This window comes from Rahnella variigena (genome assembly GCF_003610915.1).
In the GTDB taxonomy this organism is placed as follows: Bacteria; Pseudomonadota; Gammaproteobacteria; order Enterobacterales; family Enterobacteriaceae; genus Rahnella; species Rahnella variigena.
This window is the reverse complement of record NZ_NSDJ01000001.1, coordinates 3868014-3887379: the sequence shown is the minus strand read 5'-3', so window position 1 is coordinate 3887379 and position 19366 is coordinate 3868014. Positions and strand designations below refer to the sequence as shown.

The window sequence follows — 19366 nt, the reverse complement described above, 5'->3', positions numbered from 1 at the left end:
GTGATCCTGCACCGGAGTTCGCGTGCAGGAGGGAAGGGCGAAATGGAGGCTGAAAGAAGAATTAAATCGTGCCGCCGAGGGAAATACGGTAGTGCAGATCCACGCGTTCGATTGTTGGCAACTTTCTGATTTTTTTAAGCAAAATTTCCGCCACTACTTTACCCATCTCAAAGCGCGGCGTGATCACGCTGGCCAGTAATGGTGTGGTCGCCAGCCCGATATCCAATCCATGGAAGCCGGAAATCGCCATGTCCTGCGGAACGCGGATGCCTAATTTGATACATTCTTGTAACACGCCGACGGCAATATCGTCATTGGTACATAAAATCGCGTTGGTTTGCGGATATAACTGACGCGCCATGGCTAACATTCCGGCACCGATAGAAACCGATGAAACTTTATTAGGCGTGATATGTACCGGCGTCAGACCCCGTTCAGTCATAGCGCGGCTGTAACCCTGATAACGTTTCTGGTCACGGGCATCTGACATAGAACCGAAATACACCACATGCTCTTTACCGCTGGCGAGGAGCGTATTCGCCATATCGTAACCGGCCTGCTGATTATCAAAACCGACCGCGATGCGCCCGTGCGTGTCATCGAGATCCATCACCTGTGCGACCGGGATTTCGGCAGCATTCAGGTACTTATCGGCTTTCAGCGTGTGAACGGAATCAGTCAGGATCAGCCCTGCCAGCTGATAACCCAGCAGATTGACGATATGTTCTTCTTCGCGTTCTTTGCTGTAATCGTAATTGACCACCAGCGTCTGAAAGCCCTGTGCGGAAGTGACCGACTCAATGCCAGCCAGCAAATCGGAGAAAATCTGGTTGTTGAACGAGGGCACTAAGATGCCGATACGCGGCGCTTTTGCCGGTCCGCGGGCTTCTTCCAGCGGATATCCCACTTCTTCCATCACCTTTGTAATACGTTCGCGGGTTTCAGGAGACACCTTTTCCGGCGTGCGCAGAAAACGGCTGACCGTCATCTTTGTGACGTCCGCCAGTTGGGCGATGTCCTGTAGTGTCACGCGCTGGTTTCTCATGGGGGATTTTCCTGATTGGGCCTGCAAAGATACCTTGTTATTGAAACAGAAAGCGCCGGAAATTGTTATCAAAATGATGAGGATCACACCGGGAGTAACAGGGTTTTTTAACATTCCGTGAGGTGATCTGCATCACGGTTTGGCGCGGGGTAAACCGGTGTAGTGAAGCTAACTTTTCAAATCTGCATTCAATAAGGCCAACGTCATGACAAATCTCTTTTCACTGGATAATAAAAAGATTCTGATTACCGGCTCGACGCGCGGTCTGGGTTTCCTGCTGGCGAAAGGGCTGGCGCAGCATGGCGCAGAAATTATCGTCAACGGCACACAGCCCGAATCGACACAAAAAGCTGCTGAAGCCCTGCGTGCCGAAGGCTTTATCGCCCATGCCGTCTCATTTGATGTCACCAGCAGTCAGGCGGTGAATCAGGCGATTGATCATATCGAAAGCACCATCGGGCCGATTGATGTGCTGGTAAACAACGCCGGTATTCAGCGTCGTCATAAATTCACCGAGTTTCCAGAAAAAGACTGGGACGACGTGATTGCCGTGAATCAGAAATCTGTGTTCCTGGTTTCTCAGGCGGTGGCGCGATACATGATCCAGCGCGAGCGTGGCAAAATCATCAATATCGGTTCGATGCAAAGCGAGCTGGGTCGCGACACCATCACGCCATACGCCGCTTCAAAGGGCGCGGTAAAAATGCTGACCCGCGGCATGTGTGTCGAGCTTGCGCGCTACAATATTCAGGTCAACGGCATCGCGCCGGGCTATTTCAAAACCGATATGACCCAGGCACTGGTGGACAACAAAGAGTTCTCCGAATGGCTATGTAAACGCACCCCGGCCGCGCGCTGGGGCAATCCGGAAGAACTGGTCGGCGGCGCGGTTTATCTGTCCTCTAAGGCGTCAGATTTCGTGAATGGTCATTTACTCTTTATTGATGGCGGCATGCTGGCTGCGGTATAGGAGGCCCAATGAACAAAATCGCATTAATCACTGGCGGCGGGAGCGGCATCGGGCTGAGCGCTGCCAAAGCGCTGGAAGCGACTGGCTTTACCGTGATCCTGGCCGGACGAAACAAAGAAAAGCTGGAGCAGGCTGTTGCGCTGTTTGCGCCGGGACAGGCGGTGGCGCGCCAGCTGGATGTGACCAGCCCGCAATCGGTCGCCGCGCTGTTTCAGGATATTCACGAAATCTTTGGACGTCTGGATTTGCTGTTCAATAACGCCGGTAATAACGTGAAAGATGTGCCGATTGAAGAACTGCCGGTGGAAGACTGGCTGTCGGTGATCAATACCAATCTGACCGGTGCGTTTTTGTGTACGCAGGCGGCGGTGAAACTGATGAAACAGCAATCGCCGCAGGGCGGACGCATCATCAATAACGGATCGATTTCAGCACAGTCGCCGCGCCCGAATTCCGCGCCATACACCGCCAGCAAACACGCCATTACCGGGCTGACCAAGTCCACGGCGCTGGACGGGCGAGCGTTTAATATTGCCTGCGGGCAAATTGATATCGGTAATGCGGCCACAGATATGGGCAATAAGGCGCTGGCGGGCAGAATGCAGGCTGACGGACATATTGCCGAAGAACCGGTGATCCCGGTGGAACGCGTAGGCGAGGCGGTAGCATTTATGGCCGGTTTACCGCTGGATACCAACGTGCTGACCATGACCGTCATGGCGAGTGCCATGCCGCTGGTGGGACGCGGTTAAGCTGAGTTTCAGGCATAAAAAACGGCCCGTGATGGGCCGTTTTGCATTCCAGTTTACGAATTATGCCGCTTTAGTTTTGCGTTTCCGGCCAAGCCAGAAAATCAGCACCAGCAGAATTATGACGCCCGCGACCATTGCCGGAGCCATAAACGGCTGCAGTTTTGCCAGCAAGGTGACCGGCCCGCCTGCGCGTAACACCGCGACATCGTGCGCGCTGACCTGAATAGCCGCGTTTCCGTAGTTCTTCAGCACATAGTTAGAGATATCGGCAATCTGCTGATCGTCAAGCTGACCGACATACGAACCCACGCCAAATTTCGGCATCAGCACGTGATGGTCGCCGACCTGACGATCCACGCCATACAGAATGGCGGAAATCAGGTTAGATGCATTGCCCATGCCGGTCGCAGTGTTGTTGAACAGCGACGGATACGCCTGATTCTTGCTGCCGGAGCCATCCGGCTGATGGCAGCTGGCGCAATAGCCGCTGAACAATGCCGCCCCGTTATCGATGGTTTTATTCGCGTTATACGGATGCGCACCGCGCAGACCTTCTTCGACATTCACCGGCTTACCGAAAGTATCCGCCGCCTGCGTATCACGCGGGTCACGTACCGGCGTGCTGTTTTTCAGGTAGAAGGCAATCGCGTTCAGGTCAGTGTCAGACATGTATTGCAGGCTGTTTTGCACCGCTTCTGCCATGCCGCCTGCCGCCTGATTTTTGCCTGCGGTACGACCTGTTTTCAGGTATTCCACCAGCTGAGCCTGCGACCAGTTACCGATACCGCTGACCGGATCAGAACTGATATTTGGCGCATACCACGGGCCTACCATGCCGCCCGCCAGGGGTTTATCCGTCACCGAACCCATCATCAGGTTACGTGGCGTGTGGCAGGTATCACAGTGACCGGCACCGTTGACCAGATACGCGCCACGGTTCCATTGCTCGCTTTTAGACGGATCCGGCTTACACGGCGTGCTGTCGAGGTACATCATGTTCCAGCCCGCCATAGCAATACGCATGTTGAACGGGAACGGCAGGGCGGTTTCAACATTCGCTTGCTCGACCGGTTTCACCCCTTGCTGGAAATAGACATACAGCGCGTGCATGTCGGCATCGCTCATATGGCTGTAAGAGGTGTAAGGCATGGCCGGATACAGGTTTGCACCGTCAGGGCGAACGCCTTCACGCACCGCACGGGTAAACTGTTCTTCGGTGTAATTACCGATACCAAACTGCTTTGACGGCGTGATGTTCGTCGTGTAAATCGTACCCATCGGCGAGTGGATTTCATAGCCACCGGCAAACGGCTTACCGCCTTCCGGCGCGGTATGACAGGCCTGACAGTCAGCGGCTGTCGCGACGTCCTGACCCTGATGGATAAGTGCAGCCTGAGTGTCATCCGCCATCGCGCTGGCGGCAAAGCCCCCGAATGCAGCGCTCAGCAGACAGGCGGTGAGAAGTTTTTTCATGCTGCACCTGCCAGTTTTTTCGCCATGTCGTCTGCCGCTTTCAGGCCGAGTGCGGCCATCGTCAGCGTACTGTTCACCACGCTTGATGACGGAATCGCACCGCCGCCCGGCAACCACAGGTTAGCGTGGTCGTGCGCACGGCATTCACCGTTTACCACGGAATCTTTCGGATCACTGCCCATGATGGTGCCGCCCATGATGTGGTTATTGGCGTTCAGGCTGGTGGTGATGTTGAATTCTTCGGCCATAAACAGAGAGCCAATGTGTTCCAGCTGCTTATGCGCGGCTTCTGCACCTTTGCGCACGTAATCGCCGACATCGTAATGAATGTCAGGGCACGGCAGACCGTGCGGATCTTTACGGGTGGTGCTGAGCGTCAGGCGGTTATTCGGATCCGGCAACGGTTCCAGGCTGATAGATAAGTCCACGCCAAAGATCGAGCGGCGGCGAATTTCCTCATCCAGCTCTTTACCGACCAGCCCCATCTGCAACGCTTTGGACGTCGCCGGGATCACGCGGCTGATGTTGTTGAGGATCATTTTGTTGGCAGAATAATCTTTGCGGAAATCGCCGTCGCGCGGGCCGACCAGACAACTGCTCTGCGCCGGACCACGACCAATCCACAGCGGCTCTTTGGCGATGAACGTACAGTGGAAACCGGAGTGGTCCATCATGTTACGACCAACGTGATCAGACGAGTTGGCGATGCCGTTCGGATTCTTTTCGTTAGCCGCCATCAGCAGCAGACGCGGAGTTTCGATACCGTTACAGGCCAGTGCGAAAACTTTACCGGTGGCTTTGTGCGATTTTTTATCGCTGTCCAGCCAGTGAACGGCGGTCACATTGTTGTTTTCATCGGTGTCGATTTTGTAGACCACCGCTTCAGCCAGCACCACGGCGCCTTTGTTTTCTGCGCGCTCCACGTGAGCAATACCGTTATACATCGCGCCAATCGGGCAGATCGGCTGGCAGTTGTTGTTACCGCAACAGGTCGGGCGACCATTCCACGGACGCGTGCTGCGACCCTGCGGGATGGGCACCGAACGGTAACCATGCGGGTTCACGATTTCAGCGAAACGCGTATCGCCATAACCGTAAGGCACCTGTTCCATCGGATAGGGTTTGCTGCGCTCGGAAGGGGATTGCAACGCCGGATCATTCGGACCGGCGACGCCGATTTCTTCTTCCGCGCGGCAGTAATAAGGTTCGAGTTCATCGTATGAAATCGGCCAGTCGCGGCCCACGCCGTATAACGTTTTCATTTTGAAATCGTTAGGAACGTGACGCCAGCAGGACGCTGCCCAGTGCCAGGTAGTGCCGCCGACGGTGCGCAGATAACCCTGTTTGAAACTGCTGGCGCTCGGCCCGGTCAGGTGGACGTAATTATTTTCCGGGAAGTACAGCGGAGCGGGGGCTTTTTCTGACTGCGGATACAAACCCTGGAAGTCAGAGCCTGCGCGGTTTTCGAAAGGCATATTGCGCCAGTTTTCCACAGCCTGAGCGCGCTCAATGCGTAAGCCTGCTTCCAGCACCAGCACAGAATGTCCCTGGCTGACCAGCTGATCGGCAATCATGCCGCCCACGATGCCGGAACCGACAACAATCACATCAGCAGACGCATCGCCATCTGCAGTAAATTCTGGTTTTTTCATCAGGCTTTGCTCACAACATTTGTTTCAGAAGGATTGGTAAAACGATCGGCGTTCATGGATTCCGGCATCGCTGCGGCAGGAGGCGCAGCGGTGAAGTACAGCGGACCATTACCGCAGTAAGTCGGCACAATCAGGCCGTCACTCACCGGGCGATACATCAGCGCATCTTTATATGAAATCAAAATGGAATCGGTTCCATATCCGACCGTGCCGGTATACCACGCAGTGACGATACTGGTGACCAGTTCACCCAGACCGTTTTGCTTTGCCACTTCCTGCAAATCTTTCGCCGCCTGACCCGGTTTCACCAGCGCATGTAACTTGCTGACCTGTGCAGGGAAATCAGGCTGTGAACGATAAAAGGCGTTAAAAATCTGCGCGGAAGAACCTTCACTGATATTTTTATGCTCAGTGATGGCCTGTGATACCAGATAGAACTGACCGAAGATGACCGGCTCTTGCGTGGCGGTTTCTTTCTCCGCCAGGCTCAGAAACGGGAAGCCGAGCAGGGTGGTCGCCACCATCGCGGAGGTGAGGCCTTTCAGCAGTTCACGACGACTGAAACCGGTTCCATTTTCGGGTGAGTTGCTTCCAATGATTGAAGGATCGTTTTCCATCTCTTTCTCGCTGGGAATGGGTTGTTTTGCCAAACGGCAGTGAATTCGCTTATCTGATTTTTATTATAATCTGCGTAATGCGAGATTTATCAGCGGGTTAGTTTCTGCCGATATCTGTCCCGATAGGGTATACCACTTATAACGGCGCGGATGATAAGCCAAAGAAGAGGGATTTGTGCAAACAAATTGTGCGGATTTATTAACATTAGATCCAGATTTTAACGTATGATGCGCCGCGGAAAATTTTGTAACCAACTGGTTCATTTCAGGCTGAAATTAACAACTGGCTTTGACAGTCACGGCACGTGAGCAATCCCTATTTATTTGAAAATTAAGCAATAAGAAGAGAATTCGGGGCTTTCATGGAACTTCGTTTGTATATTAAATGTAAACAAATAAGCAATTAAAAGTAACGGCAATTGATTAAAATGGTTGTAGATCAAGCCGGAAAAGGTTACAAATAGGCCAAAATGAGATCTGCCTCTCAGATTATCCGGAGACAGACATAAAAATATGCTAAGTCTGTAGTTTTGTATCTGGCAACGTTAATTTAATGTTAATTATTTGAGCGCAAGTTGGGCAAAGCGAAGACTGTCGGCTATAACTTAAGCTGTACGGTTGTAGCGATTTTGTAAAAACATCTCGTATAAGATGTGTGAATCACTGTCTGGGGAACCACGTGAATAATATCCAACTTTCGGTAGTACATCGTTTACCGCAAAGTTATCGCTGGTTGTCGGGTTTTGCCGGTATCAAAGTTGAACCGATTCCGCTGCCTGGTAACGATGAAGATAACAATCTGATTGGCCTGAAACTGCTCAGCCATGAGGGTGAACTCGCCTGGCAGGTTATGCACCAGCTGACGAATGCGTTAGAAGATATTCAGGTTAAAGCCGCAATCGTAGAAATTGACGGTGAACCCTGCCTGTTTGTTCATCGTGAAGATGAAAGCGCCACGCTTTGCTGCCTGAAGAATATCGGCGCCGCGATCGCAGAATCCGTCACCGCACTTTATCCTTTCTGAACCGCCTGAAACGACATGCTTTCAGGCGGCACTTATTCGATTGTGTCGAACGCGTCCGACGCTGCCAGTAACTCGCGGGTATAAGTCTGCTGCGGCGCGGTAAAAATCTGCTCGCAATCTCCCTGTTCGACCACTTCCCCGTTTCGCAATACCATCAGCTGGTGGCATAAAGATCGCACCACGTGTAAATCATGGCTGATAAACAGATACGTCAGGCCGTGGCGCTGTTGCAGCTCACTGAGGATCGTCAGAATCTGCGCCTGCACCGATTTATCCAGCGATGACGTCGGTTCATCCAGGATCAGCATTTCCGGCTGTAAAATCAGCGCGCGGGCAATCGCAATACGCTGGCGCTGGCCGCCGGAAAACTCCGTTGGATAGCGATGTCGCGACTCCGGATCTAATCCTACTTCGTGCATGGCGCGGATCACTTCCTGTTCCCGCTCCTGTTCGCTGATTTTCCGGTGAACCAGCAAACCTTCAGCAATAATCTGCCCGACCGTGAATCGCGGATTCAGTGCCGAGAACGGATCCTGAAATACCACCTGTATCCGGCTGCGGAACGGCAGCATTTTTTTGCGCGAAAAGGTGTGCAGCGGCTGGCCGTCGAACCAGATTTCGCCCTGTGACCTCATCAGACGCAGCAACGCCAGACCGGTGGTGCTTTTGCCTGAACCGGATTCACCCACCACGCCAAGGCTTTCGCCGCGACGCAGCTGAAAACTCACCTGATTCACCGCATGTTTGATACCCACGGTCCGGCGCAACAGTCCACGTTTTATCGGGAAACCCACATCCAGATTTTTGACGTCGAGCAGCACGGAAGCATTACCTTTCAGCGGTTGCGGGCGACCCTGAGGTTCAGCCTGTAATAACTGGCGCGTATACGGATGCTGTGGCTGGCTGAACAGCGTGGCGCGGGGTTGCTGTTCCACCACGCGACCGTTGTGCATCACCGCCACGGTGTCCGCCAGACGGCGCACAATGCGCAGGTTATGGGTGATAAACAGCATCGCCATGCCCATTTCCTGCTTGAGTTCGTCGAGCAGCGATAAAATCTGTGCCTGGACGGAAACATCCAGCGCAGTCGTCGGTTCATCAGCAATCAGCAGCTTCGGGCGGGTCAGTACCGCCATGGCAATCATCACGCGCTGGCGTTCACCGCCGGAAAGCTGATGCGGAAAATCTTTCAGGCGCGAGGCGGCCTGACGGATACCCACGCGATCCAGACAACGAAGAATTTCGCTGCGTGCAGCCTCACCGCGCAGATTACGGTGCAGCATCAGCACTTCTGCGAGCTGTTTTTCCAGCGTATGCAGCGGATTGAGCGACACCATCGGTTCCTGAAAGATCATCGAAATTTCATTGCCGCGGATCCGGCGCAGGGTCGTGCTGTCAGCATGAAGAAGCGATTGCCCGGCAAACACAATATCGCCCTGCGGATAACTCACCGAAGAGGGCAGCAGGCGTAATACCGACAGCGCGGTGACGCTTTTGCCGGAACCGGATTCACCGACCAGCGCTAAGGTTTCTCCGGCATGAATATCGAGCGAGACATCGGTGACCACTTCCCGCTGCTGGCTACCCTGACGGAAGGCGACGCTGAGATTTTTGATTTGTAAGAGAGGAGAGTCTGTCATTTCAGAGCGCCTCATGATGATGTGCGGACGGATTAAAGGCGTCGCGAACGGCTTCACCAATGAAAATCAGCAATGACAATAAGGCAGCCAGCACCACGAATGCGCTGATGCCAAGCCACGGCGCCTGCAAATTGTTTTTACCTTCCATCAGCAAGGTACCGAGTGACGGCGAACCCAGCGGCAGTCCGAAGCCAAGGAAGTCCAGCGACGTCAGGGTAGTAATGGAACCACACAGGATAAACGGCAGATACGTCAGCGTCGCCACCATGGCATTGGGCAGCATATGGCGGCGCATAATAGCGCTGTCACTGACGCCCATGGCCTGCGCCGCACGGATGTAATCAAAGTTACGGGTACGCAGGAATTCGGCGCGTACCACGCTCACCAGCGTCATCCAGCCAGAAAGCACCGTGATCAGCAACAGCCACCAGAAATTCGGCTGTACGACGCTTGCCAGAATGATAATCAGGAACAGCGTCGGAATACTGGACCACACTTCGATAAAACGCTGCCCGAGCAGGTCAATCAGCCCGCCGTAATAGCCCTGTGTGGCACCGGCCATAATGCCAATCACTGAAGTCAGCACGGTCAGCATAATGCCGAAGAACAGAGAAATCCGCAGGCCGTAGAGAATTTGAGCCAGCACATCGTGACCGTTGCTGTCGGTGCCCAGCCAGTTTTGAGAAGAAGGCGGTGAAGGGAAGGGCTGCGCGGTAGAAAAGTTAATGGAGTTATAACTGCTGCGGATCGGTGCCCAGACCGCCCAGCCGTGGTCTTCAATCTGGCGCACGACAAACGGATCCTGATAATCGGTTGGCGTTTCCAGCTCACCACCAAATGTCGTTTCGCTGTAATTGACCAGAAACGGTACATAGAGATGTCCCTGATAACGTGCCAGCAGCGGTTTGTCGTTGGCGAGGACGTTGGATAACAGCACCAGGATCAGCATGACCATGAAAATCCAAAGTGACCAGTAACCACGGCGGTTCTGGCAAAAACGCGCCCAGCGCGCCTGACTGACGGAGTTCAGTTTAAAAAGGCGCATTACTGGCGGCCCTCAAAATCGATACGCGGGTCAACCAGCGTGTAAGTGATATCGCTGACGATATTAAGCAGCAATCCAATCAGCGTGAAAACATACAGCGTGCCGAAAATCACCGGGAAATCGCGCTGTACGATGGCGTCGTAGCCCAGCAATCCCAGCCCCTGTAAGGAGAACATCACTTCAATCAGCAACGAGCCGGTGAAAAACATGCTGATAAAAGTGGCAGGGAACCCGGCGATCACCAGCAGCATCGCGTTGCGAAAGACATGCCGGTACAAAATCTGTTTCTCGTTCAGCCCTTTGGCGCGGGCGGTCACCACATATTGCTTGCCCACTTCATCCATAAACGAGTTTTTAGTCAGCATGGTCAACGTGGCAAATCCGCCAATCACCGTTGCCAGCACCGGCAATGTGATGTGCCAGAGATAATCGGTCACTTTGCCGTACCACGGCAGGGTATCGAAATTCGGCGACGTCAGGCCGCGCAGCGGGAACCAGTCGAGGTAACTTCCGCCGGTAAACAGCACAATCAATAAGATAGCGAATAAAAAGGAAGGAACGGCATAGCCGACGATAATCACCGAACTGCTCCAGGTATCGAACCGTGAGCCGTTGCGTACCGCTTTGCGAATGCCGAGCGGAACAGACACCAGATAGATAATCAGCGTGCTCCACAGGCCGATAGTGACGGAAACCGGCAGCGCGCTTTTCACCAGACCCATCACGGAAGAACCGCGGAATAAGCTGTCGCCAAAATCGAAGCGAACGTAGTTTGATAACATCTCAAAATACCGTTCATGCAGAGGCTTATCGAAACCGAAACGGTGGGTTATCTCGGCGATCACTTCCGGGTCAAGGCCGCGTGCGCCACGATACTGACCTTCACCAAACTGCGCCAGACCCGGTGACGCTTTACCATTGCCACTGCCGGAACTGGCGCCAGGTAAGCCACTGGATTGCCCCATTTCAATGGCGGCAATGGCCTGATCGACCGGTCCGCCGGGCGCAATTTGTACAATGAAAAAGTTAATCGTGATGATCGCCCACAGCGTCGGGATCACCAGAAGGAGTCGTCTTAACAGATAGGCGGCCACACTCTGCTCCTCAGCGGCGTTGCGCAGGTAAACGGCCTGCGCGGTTTACGTCGTACCACCATGTGTCGAGTTCCATTCCGTTGGACGGGGCGACAGCTGGCATCGAGAATTTATCCCAGTACGCATAGCGTTCATGATTGGTGTACCACATCGGGATCATCACCCTATTCCAGGTCAGAACGCGATCCAGCGCATGTCCGAGCGCTAACAGCGCGTCGGGTTTGCCCTGATTCGCAGCAATTTCATCGGTCAGTTTATCAATGGCCGGATCGCTGATACCCGATTTGTTATACGTGGAATCCAGATATTGGGTATTCCAGTAAATCCGCAAATCGCTGCTCGGATAAGACGTCGCAGGATAAACCGTCGGGATCATATCGTAATCGCGCTGGCGCATACGGCGCACGAACTGCGAGTTATCTACTTCGCGGATCGACATTTTGATGCCGAGACGTTGCAGATTATGCTGGAACGGCAACACGTACTGCGAGTTTCCGCCGCCCGGCAGCAGCAGTTCAAACGTAAACGGCTTGCCGGTTTTAGAATTCACCAGCACCTGATTTTTCACTTCCCAACCCGCTTCTTTCAGCAGTGCTGTGGCTTTCAGCAGATTGGCGCGGTCATTGCCGCTGCCATCGGAACGTGGCGGCTGATACAGCGAGGTGAAAACTTCCGCAGGCACCTGACCTTTCAGCGGCCCGAGCCAGGCTAGTTCGGCAGAGTTCGGATAATCTTTTGCCGCATATTCGGTATTCTGGAAATAGCTGTTCACCCGCTGATAAGCACCGAAATAGAGCGCCTTGTTCATCCAGTCAAAATCGAACGCCAGAGTAATGGCCTCGCGCACTTTGCGGTCGGCAAATTGCGGGCGGTGAAGATTGAAAGCCAGCCAGCGTGTATCCTGCGCGGCCTGGTTCTCTTCATCGGCTTTCACGATGAAATTTTTGCTGAAATTACCGCCCTGATACTGTGTTGCCCAGTTTTTTGGCGAGGATTCCATACGGAAATCAAAAGCACCGGATTTAAAGGCTTCCAGCGCGACATTATCATCCAGATAATAGTCGTAGCGGATGGTATCGAAATTATAACGCCCGCGGTTTACCGGTAAATTGGCGGCCCAGTAGTCAGGAACGCGCGAATAAGTGATGTACTGACCGAGCTTATAATCGCTGATGCGGTAAGGCCCGCTGCCCGGTGGCGGTGTGCTCAGTGGTTCGTTGAATTTATGTTTTTCCCAAAACATCTGAGGCAAAACAGGCAAACCCAGCAGGCCGAGCATCATGTCTTTATCCGGTTTCGGCAAGACCATCCGCACCGTCAGACGTGATATAGCTTTAACTTCCACACCTTTATAAACCACACGAAATTGCGGTACGCCTTCGGTCATGAACTTTTTGAAGCTGAATGCCACGTCGCTGGCGGTAATTGGCGTGTTGTCGTTAAAACGTGCGCGCGGATTGATGTCCACTTCGACCCAGCGGTACTGGCTGTCATAACGGGCTGAGTCGGCAATCAGCGGGTAATAACTGCCGATTTCGTCGCTGGAAGTGGTAAACAGACTGTCGTAAAGCGAGCCGCTGCGTGCCGCCGGATTGCCCCGTGAGGCGAAGCGGTTAAAGTTGTCATAGGTGCCGATAGCGGCCAGCGTAATCTGTCCGCCCTTCGGCGCGGCAGGATTGACGTAGTCAAAACTGGTGAAGTTAGAGACGTATTTAGGTTCGCCCAAAATGGCAAACGCATAGCTATCCTGTATGACTTCGGCTTGTGCGCTAAGGCTCAGCAGGCACAGCACACCGGCAAACACGCGAGAAAACATCCTGAATCAGCACTCCTGTGAGGGTGAGAGCATCGTGCGGCAATGCCGCAGATTATTGTTCGGGCTTAATCAATTGATCGCTAAGACCTTGTAACGCATCAGCCATAGATTTCATCCCTGATTCCGGCCTTTTTATCACAACCGGATGCAGACGCCTAAAAGAAAAATGGCACAAAAGATGCGGGGCTGATGCAGGTCAAATCTGCCAGGTGGCATCTTTCTCATTGAAATCCCGGATAAAGACCAGAAGCTCGGGTACGCCTAACGACTTGCTATACAGATATCCCTGCAAATAGGTCACGCCGTGATTGCGCAGATATTCTGCCTGCATCTCAGTTTCGACGCCTTCAGCAACAGTTTTGATCTTGAGTTCTTCCGTGAGCCTGAGGACGGTATCCAGTACCGGCGCAATCAGGGTTTTCTGATCGATAGACATTACAAAACCGCGGTCAATTTTCAGATAATCCAGGGTAAACTTCTCAAGATAAATCAGGGCGCTGTGGCCGGTGCCGAAGTCATCGATGGCGATTTCAATCTTATGACGGCGCAGCCAGTTAAATTCCCTTAACGCACCTTCGGTATCAATCATGCCGCGTTCAGTGATTTCAAACACCACCTGAAAAGCATTCTCCGGTAAAGCCTCGATAAAATTCATCACATCGTCATGAAAACTGATTTTATTCATATGATGAGGAGAAATGTTAATACTGAGTTTTGCGTGTTCAGGAAAAGCATGCTGCAGGGTATGGGCGTCCGCCGCCACCAGCGCCATCATGTGTTGGGTCAGTTCGACGATTAGCCCCTGATTTTCGGCGTAGCCGATAAAAACATCCGGTGGGATACGGCCCTCAATCGGGTGCTGCCAGCGTAGCAGAGCCTCCACGCCGGTCACTTTCAGGCTTTTTGAATCGATAACCGGCTGGTATTCAACAAAGAACTCTTTATTTTTCAGACCACGCAGGATCACGCGCTCAACATCATGGCGGTTTAGCAGGCTGTGATAAATCAGGGCGCACACCATCAGGCTCAGCAGCAATCCACCGGACATTGTAAACAGCACGCCATCACCGGTCAGGGTAGGGGAGTAGAGACGCACGGTAAACGGATAGCCTTCAATTTTTGCCTCCGTAAAATGGCTGTCCGGTAATTTACTCACTGGAACCAGCTGATCCTGGGCTGAGATCAGTGCTGAATCCCCGACCAGCAAGGCGAATCCCCGATAACCCGAACCCGATTGAGCAAACAGCATATAAGGCGAGAGTGTCAGTTCGAGCGTGGCGATCACGCCATCATTATGCGCACCGGGATTGCGCTGCCAGACGATGATCACCGCACGGTTAGGCACGGCAGGCGTCCCCATTTGCAGGTCGATACTCATCGTTTTATCGAAACTGATGTCATGCAGTGAACTGTTGGCGGGAATACTCTGGTTGCCGGAGGCAGAAGAACAAAAAACTATTCCATCGCGCACCAGCTGAAAATCACGCACACCTACGCTGAATGCGGCATATCGATTTAATTCACCCGCAATGGAGTTGCAGGGCTCATCCGTGAGTAATGCAATTTTACCCATCGTGTCGGAGAGTTGATGTAAATAGTCAGCCGCATAACGGGCGGTTCGCTGTGCGATTTGTTCTTGCTCGCGAAGGGTATTGGTTTTAATGACGGTCAGGGTGACGGCAGTAAAAAAAATAAAAAACAGAGCTGAAAAAAGGATGCTTTGTTTTAAATATCGGCGCTTGGGTAATACGGTGTGTGTTAACGCCGTTTTTAAACCCATATGTTTTGCCCTTTCTCTCGCCGAGGAAATAAAAGTATAACGTAGTCAAAAAAACATCAGACACTAAATACACTTTATTACAGGCATAAAAAAACGCCATCCGGAGATGACGTTTTTTTATTCGCTTGGCATAGGACAACAAGAACTAAATCATAAGTTAACGGGATTAACCGTTAGCTAAAACTCGTCTTGCTTCACGATAACGGGCATTCCAGTAGGACTCTTTCAGATTTGAAATCATCACACCGTTGCTGGTAGATGCATGAACAAACTGATCATTACCTAAATAAATACCGACGTGACGGCCTGTAGAACCTGCACGGAACAGAACCAGATCACCTGGACGCAATTTCGTGCGCTGAACTTTCTTGCCCTTTTCTTCCTGTTCATAAGTCGAACGAGGGAGATCCATACCAAATTGTTCGCGGAATGTTACCTGAACGAACGCTGAGCAATCGATACCACGCTTGCTGTCGCCGCCTAACCGATAACGAACGCCTTTCCAGTCAGCGTACTGATCCATAATTTTGGATTTAACGTTGACGCTACGAACCATTGCTTCGAATTCATCCTGAGAGGCTTGCAGTAGAAGACCATCTTTGTCATTTACTGCACGCATATCAGTTTGTGCGCTTTCTGTGTTCGAAGAATGCATACCACTACACGCAGAGAGAAGAATTGCTGCGCCAATTGCGGGAATCATCCGCGTGATATATCTCATAAACGGTTGAGACTTGACCATTATTGTTGTTATCCCTTGCTGTCCTTAACGATGAAATCGTTATTAAAATTGCCAAACGAAGCGAGACTACCTGCCACCATTAGCTGGGACAAATACCAGACGGGTAAAATGTGCGTTAGAGCACGTTTTTTCCTTCAATACGGGTGTTTTTGTCACATTTCTATGCGGGCGATTTGGAGAGTACCGTAATGAATAAGGGATTGCGAGAGGTTTTGTGGGATTTTTTATAAGAAATTGTGATGTAAGCTGATGTTAGTAAAGATGTTAAAAAGGATGGATGATTTATATACTAATTTGGGTTAAAACCGCGCCGCAAGCGGCTTCCACGTGCAAATTTCAGCAAAGTATATCCGGGAATTGTATGAAAAAAAGGTCAGGCAGATCATCAACATCTGCCTGACCATAATTTATTTGTATGAATGCAAAATTATGCCGTTTTTTTAGGAATTTTTTTACCCGGCAGTTTGCTCTCAAGCCAGTTAATCAACAGATCGCTGGCCGGTGTCATCAGCCACCAGCTTGCGCCGACCAGGACGACTGACATTGAACCCACGGCAATGTCTGTAAACCAGTGTGCGCCAATCATCACACGCGGCAGCGAGAAAATGATGGTGATCATCAGGGCAATAAAGAAGGCTGATTTACTCAGATAGCGCAGCATAAAGCAGGAAAAAATAATCAGCATCATGCCGTGGTCGCCGGGGAAGCTGTCAGATGACGCATCTTTTGTCGGGATACCGGTCAGCTGGCTGACACGGTTTACACCCGGGAAGCTCAGCGAAGGGCTCTTGTGACTGACCGGCAGTAAATGACCGAGCTGGTTAAGCACCACGGCAGTTAGCAGCATCACGAAACCAATAATGATGTAACGGCGGCGCCCGGCGGTGTCCTGCTTCAGGAAATAGCTCAGATAGAGCAAACCCATGGCCAGCAATGAAATCAGATCAAAGGCACGGTTATTGGTCACTGCGACCAGATGCAGGAACCACGCGTCAGTGGCCAGATGCTGGTTGAAGAAGAAGAAGATCGACTTATCAATCGGGAACCAGAAACCGTGGTTTGCAGGTAAATAGAAAGACAGAAAAAGAGCAACACCTAATACATTGAGTACCAGGATTGCAGGAATATTTCGGCGCCACATATATGAAGACCTATTCTTAGCAGGGTAACGATTATAGTAATGGACGTTAACTTAATCCTTACAACTTAAACGAAGCCTCAACAAAGACGATTGTAGAACATTCCACTGGGTTTCATTTTGCGTAATGAGCTCAATTCTGCTGTCTGAAGGCGCCATTGACCTTGTTTCGATTTCCAAATCATTGCCCTGGCGGTTAATCATCAGCGCGCCTTCTTTAATACGAATGATGCCTTTCACGCGATCAACCGGCGCGGCTCGTGCCCAGTCGAGTATGCCCGCGGTGTCAAAAACCGTTTCGCCATCAAATATCCAGCCGCAACTGCTAAAACCGCCGGCTTCATTGAGCGCACGTCTCCAGCGCTGCTTTTCGGGCAGACTCAGAGCCGCCAGTCCGCGCTTTGATATATGAGCATGATGATGCTGGCCGTCAGGCAATTCGGTGTGATTAAGGCGCGGTAAATCCAGCAGGGCAGGGGCAATCTCACCCTGAGAAGCCACCACCAGGCGGCGTTCACGGCCATGTTCGCTGAACCATTTTTCCAGCGCCTGCCGGTCATTTTCCTGCGTCACATCCGCTTTGTTGGCAATAATCACATCCGCTGCGGCAAGCTGGTCGCGGAAGTTTTCATTTTCAATCACGCGCTGTTCACTCAGCTGGCGCGGATCGAGCAAGCACAAAGTGGCATTCAGCGTCAGCCAGCTGCTGTAGACGTCAGAGGTTAATAAAGACAGGATTTGCTTCGGATGACCCAGGCCGGTGGGTTCTATCAGCAGCCGGTCAGGTTTTGCCTGCTGCAATAACATGTTCAGCCCGACCTGCATCGGTAAGCCATTAACGCAGCACATGCATCCGCCGGGGATTTCCTTCAATACTGCACCACTGTCCGCCAGCAGCGCGCCATCGATTCCAATCTCTCCGAACTCATTGACCAGCACGGCCCATTTTTCACCTTCAGGCTTCAGCGTCAGCAGGTGGCGCAGCGTGGTGGTTTTACCGCTTCCCAGAAAGCCGGTGATCAGGTTGGTTTTGGTCATGGGTCACATCCTTTTAAAAATTCACCCATCAATTTGCAGCGACCGGTTAAGAAAATCCAGTTTTGTGCCGATGAATAACATGGATTGCTTAATTCAGCCCGAAAGGGCAATAAATTATTTTGCCGTTCGCCATGTAAATTCCATTAGATGTATTAATGTTAAATGGCGGTTGCGTGAATTTTAAATTCTATAATTACAATGGGGTGTCACCATGAACAGAATGACTGCTTTACTGTTTTTGGGAGTTGTGGCCTCAGGGACGATTCAGTTTGCCAATGCGGCTGCTACAGGCGGCATCATACATTTCACTGGGGCAATTGTTGAAGGGGGATGTAACTTCAAGGCCGCAAGTAACAGAGTGATCAGCGACTGTGATCGCGGTGGAAAACAGGTGTCGCAAGTTCACACGTTGAATGTGCAAACACCTTCTTCTTTTGCGCTGCCTCTGTCTCTCGGACAGGTCACCACAAAGCATATCAACAATGATCCTCATCTTGCAGTGGTCACGGTAAGCTATAACTAAATACCCGTAAATAATTAACATTTTTAATGCATTTCGCGCCGGACAATGATCGTGATAACGCAATCTATCTTGATTTGGTCGGACAACTTCGCAAACTGGCTGGCCCTGTTTTGATCGGGCCGTCAGTTTTCATCTCCCGTCCTTTCCCTTTGTGCCGACATGTTATAATTTTCTCTCTTATTTCAGGCATCAGTGCATGTCATCAGTTGTCAGACCAATTGAGTGCGTGTTACAGACAGGGGCGAAAATATGCGACTTTATCAGGAAATTGGCGGTCATTTGCGCCGTGATATCCATGCCGGAAAATATACGTCCGGCGATCGTCTTCCTCCTGAACGTGATATTGCAGAATCCTATTCCGTCAGCCGCAGCGTGGTGCGTGAAGCGCTGATCATGCTTGAGCTCGAGAAAATCGTGGAAGTGCGCAAAGGCTCGGGTGTATATGTTCTGAATCAGCCTGAAAACACGCAGCCGGAACTGGCTGACAGCGGCTACGGCCCGTTCGAATTGCTGCAGGCGCGTCAGTTGCTGGAAAGCGAAGTCGCCGCATTTGCCGCCATGCAGGCGACGAAAACGGATATTTTGCAGATGCGCGATGCGATTGAAGCCCAGCGTGATTGCATTGCCCGTGGCGTGACAGACGAAGCGGAGGACCAGCGGTTTCACGCTTTACTGGCACAGGCATCGCAGAACAGTGTGCTGGTAAAACTGGTCGATGACCTCTGGCAGATCCGCCAGCGCAGTTCGATGTGGGAAGGGATCCATCAGCATGTTGTTGATAAAAGCTACCATCAGACCTGGTTGCAGGATCATCAGACCATTCTGCAGGCTGTTTTACGCCGGGATCCTAAAGCGGCGAAACAGGCGATGTGGCAGCATCTGGAGAACGTAAAAGATATGCTGTTGCAGGTTTCTGACGCTGACGATCCGTCCTTTGATGGTTTCCTGTTTTCGTCCGTTCCTTCAGAGCTGAATGAATGAGAGGCGGCAGCACCAATAAAAACGGCTGCCTGAGCA

General features: G+C 51.9%; 17 protein-coding genes. 5 read left to right on the top strand and 12 right to left on the bottom strand.

All coding sequences use genetic code 11. The annotated features are described in order from the left end of the window. Nucleotides 1-61: 61 nt before the first annotated feature. On the bottom strand, nt 62-1045 hold the full coding sequence (locus tag CKQ54_RS17875) for a LacI family DNA-binding transcriptional regulator (protein ID WP_112287833.1): 984 nt from the start codon (nt 1043-1045) through the stop codon (nt 62-64). Between the two features lie 205 nt (nt 1046-1250). On the opposite strand from CKQ54_RS17875, the gene idnO reads away from it, so the two are divergent. Further along, complete coding sequence (gene idnO, locus CKQ54_RS17870; RefSeq protein WP_113877461.1) at nt 1251-2015, top strand: gluconate 5-dehydrogenase; 765 nt, start codon at nt 1251-1253, stop codon at nt 2013-2015. 8 nt (nt 2016-2023) lie between these two features. Then, entirely contained in the window at nt 2024-2767 is a 744-nt protein-coding gene (locus tag CKQ54_RS17865) for an SDR family oxidoreductase (protein WP_120162036.1), read from the top strand. 60 nt (nt 2768-2827) lie between these two features. Here the strand turns inward: CKQ54_RS17865 and CKQ54_RS17860 are convergent, their stop codons facing one another. From CKQ54_RS17860 to CKQ54_RS17850, 3 genes are read right to left on the bottom strand one after another with little or no spacing between them, the layout of a single operon-like run. Then, nucleotides 2828-4240, bottom strand: a complete 1413-nt coding sequence (locus CKQ54_RS17860; protein WP_120162035.1) for a cytochrome c — start codon at nt 4238-4240, stop codon at nt 2828-2830. After that, nucleotides 4237-5892 (bottom strand): GMC family oxidoreductase, encoded by a 1656-nt coding sequence (locus CKQ54_RS17855; RefSeq protein WP_120162034.1) that lies wholly within the window; start codon nt 5890-5892, stop codon nt 4237-4239. Before CKQ54_RS17855 ends, CKQ54_RS17860 begins: the two co-directional genes overlap by 4 nt. Further along, nucleotides 5892-6509, bottom strand: coding sequence for a sorbitol dehydrogenase family protein (locus tag CKQ54_RS17850; RefSeq protein ID WP_120162033.1), 618 nt, complete (start codon nt 6507-6509; stop codon nt 5892-5894). The genes CKQ54_RS17855 and CKQ54_RS17850 overlap by 1 nt, the downstream gene beginning before the upstream one ends. 679 nt (nt 6510-7188) lie before the next feature. Here CKQ54_RS17850 and CKQ54_RS17845 point away from each other — a divergent pair. Next, complete coding sequence (locus CKQ54_RS17845; protein ID WP_112287839.1) at nt 7189-7533, top strand: YejG family protein; 345 nt, start codon at nt 7189-7191, stop codon at nt 7531-7533. Nucleotides 7534-7565: 32 nt separating this feature from the next. Here CKQ54_RS17845 and yejF read toward each other — a convergent pair whose 3' ends face one another. The 8 genes from yejF to CKQ54_RS17805 all read right to left on the bottom strand — a co-directional run bounded on the left by yejF (nt 7566) and on the right by CKQ54_RS17805 (nt 17826). After that, nucleotides 7566-9173 (bottom strand): microcin C ABC transporter ATP-binding protein YejF, encoded by a 1608-nt coding sequence (gene yejF / locus CKQ54_RS17840; RefSeq protein ID WP_120162032.1) that lies wholly within the window; start codon nt 9171-9173, stop codon nt 7566-7568. 1 nt (nt 9174) lies between these two features. Next, nucleotides 9175-10218, bottom strand: coding sequence for an ABC transporter permease (locus tag CKQ54_RS17835; protein WP_120162031.1), 1044 nt, complete (start codon nt 10216-10218; stop codon nt 9175-9177). Next, nucleotides 10218-11312, bottom strand: coding sequence for a microcin C ABC transporter permease YejB (locus CKQ54_RS17830; protein ID WP_112287842.1), 1095 nt, complete (start codon nt 11310-11312; stop codon nt 10218-10220). The genes CKQ54_RS17835 and CKQ54_RS17830 overlap by 1 nt, the downstream gene beginning before the upstream one ends. 10 nt (nt 11313-11322) lie before the next feature. After that, nucleotides 11323-13128, bottom strand: a complete 1806-nt coding sequence (locus CKQ54_RS17825) for an extracellular solute-binding protein (RefSeq protein WP_120162030.1) — start codon at nt 13126-13128, stop codon at nt 11323-11325. 196 nt (nt 13129-13324) lie between these two features. Beyond that, nucleotides 13325-14908: a cyclic di-GMP phosphodiesterase gene (locus CKQ54_RS17820; RefSeq protein WP_244220224.1), complete on the bottom strand. Its 1584-nt coding sequence runs from the start codon at nt 14906-14908 to the stop codon at nt 13325-13327. Between the two features lie 166 nt (nt 14909-15074). Further along, nucleotides 15075-15650: a bifunctional murein DD-endopeptidase/murein LD-carboxypeptidase gene (gene mepS / locus CKQ54_RS17815; protein ID WP_113877468.1), complete on the bottom strand. Its 576-nt coding sequence runs from the start codon at nt 15648-15650 to the stop codon at nt 15075-15077. Nucleotides 15651-16077: 427 nt separating this feature from the next. Then, nucleotides 16078-16791, bottom strand: coding sequence for a phosphatase PAP2 family protein (locus tag CKQ54_RS17810; protein ID WP_120162029.1), 714 nt, complete (start codon nt 16789-16791; stop codon nt 16078-16080). A gap of 51 nt (nt 16792-16842) precedes the next feature. Next, nucleotides 16843-17826: a CobW family GTP-binding protein gene (locus CKQ54_RS17805; RefSeq protein WP_120162028.1), complete on the bottom strand. Its 984-nt coding sequence runs from the start codon at nt 17824-17826 to the stop codon at nt 16843-16845. 211 nt (nt 17827-18037) lie between these two features. On the opposite strand from CKQ54_RS17805, the gene CKQ54_RS17800 reads away from it, so the two are divergent. Continuing rightward, entirely contained in the window at nt 18038-18349 is a 312-nt protein-coding gene (locus CKQ54_RS17800) for a hypothetical protein (protein ID WP_113877471.1), read from the top strand. Nucleotides 18350-18598: 249 nt separating this feature from the next. Then, complete coding sequence (locus CKQ54_RS17795) at nt 18599-19330, top strand: FCD domain-containing protein (RefSeq protein WP_120162027.1); 732 nt, start codon at nt 18599-18601, stop codon at nt 19328-19330. The last annotated feature ends 36 nt before the right edge of the window (nt 19331-19366 follow it).

What these genes read in the sequence shown, in the direction of transcription:
- CKQ54_RS17875 (WP_112287833.1), bottom strand. Translation starts at nt 1,045, where the DNA reads ATGAGAAACCAGCGCGTGACACTACAGGACATCGCCCAACTGGCGGAC.
- idnO (WP_113877461.1), top strand. Translation starts at nt 1,251, where the DNA reads ATGACAAATCTCTTTTCACTGGATAATAAAAAGATTCTGATTACCGGC.
- CKQ54_RS17865 (WP_120162036.1), top strand. Translation starts at nt 2,024, where the DNA reads ATGAACAAAATCGCATTAATCACTGGCGGCGGGAGCGGCATCGGGCTG.
- CKQ54_RS17860 (WP_120162035.1), bottom strand. Translation starts at nt 4,240, where the DNA reads ATGAAAAAACTTCTCACCGCCTGTCTGCTGAGCGCTGCATTCGGGGGC.
- CKQ54_RS17855 (WP_120162034.1), bottom strand. Translation starts at nt 5,892, where the DNA reads ATGAAAAAACCAGAATTTACTGCAGATGGCGATGCGTCTGCTGATGTG.
- CKQ54_RS17850 (WP_120162033.1), bottom strand. Translation starts at nt 6,509, where the DNA reads ATGGAAAACGATCCTTCAATCATTGGAAGCAACTCACCCGAAAATGGA.
- yejF (WP_120162032.1), bottom strand. Translation starts at nt 9,173, where the DNA reads ATGACAGACTCTCCTCTCTTACAAATCAAAAATCTCAGCGTCGCCTTC.
- CKQ54_RS17835 (WP_120162031.1), bottom strand. Translation starts at nt 10,218, where the DNA reads ATGCGCCTTTTTAAACTGAACTCCGTCAGTCAGGCGCGCTGGGCGCGT.
- CKQ54_RS17825 (WP_120162030.1), bottom strand. Translation starts at nt 13,128, where the DNA reads ATGTTTTCTCGCGTGTTTGCCGGTGTGCTGTGCCTGCTGAGCCTTAGC.
- CKQ54_RS17820 (WP_244220224.1), bottom strand. Translation starts at nt 14,908, where the DNA reads ATGGGTTTAAAAACGGCGTTAACACACACCGTATTACCCAAGCGCCGA.
- mepS (WP_113877468.1), bottom strand. Translation starts at nt 15,650, where the DNA reads ATGGTCAAGTCTCAACCGTTTATGAGATATATCACGCGGATGATTCCC.
- CKQ54_RS17810 (WP_120162029.1), bottom strand. Translation starts at nt 16,791, where the DNA reads ATGTGGCGCCGAAATATTCCTGCAATCCTGGTACTCAATGTATTAGGT.
- CKQ54_RS17805 (WP_120162028.1), bottom strand. Translation starts at nt 17,826, where the DNA reads ATGACCAAAACCAACCTGATCACCGGCTTTCTGGGAAGCGGTAAAACC.
- CKQ54_RS17800 (WP_113877471.1), top strand. Translation starts at nt 18,038, where the DNA reads ATGAACAGAATGACTGCTTTACTGTTTTTGGGAGTTGTGGCCTCAGGG.
- CKQ54_RS17795 (WP_120162027.1), top strand. Translation starts at nt 18,599, where the DNA reads ATGCGACTTTATCAGGAAATTGGCGGTCATTTGCGCCGTGATATCCAT.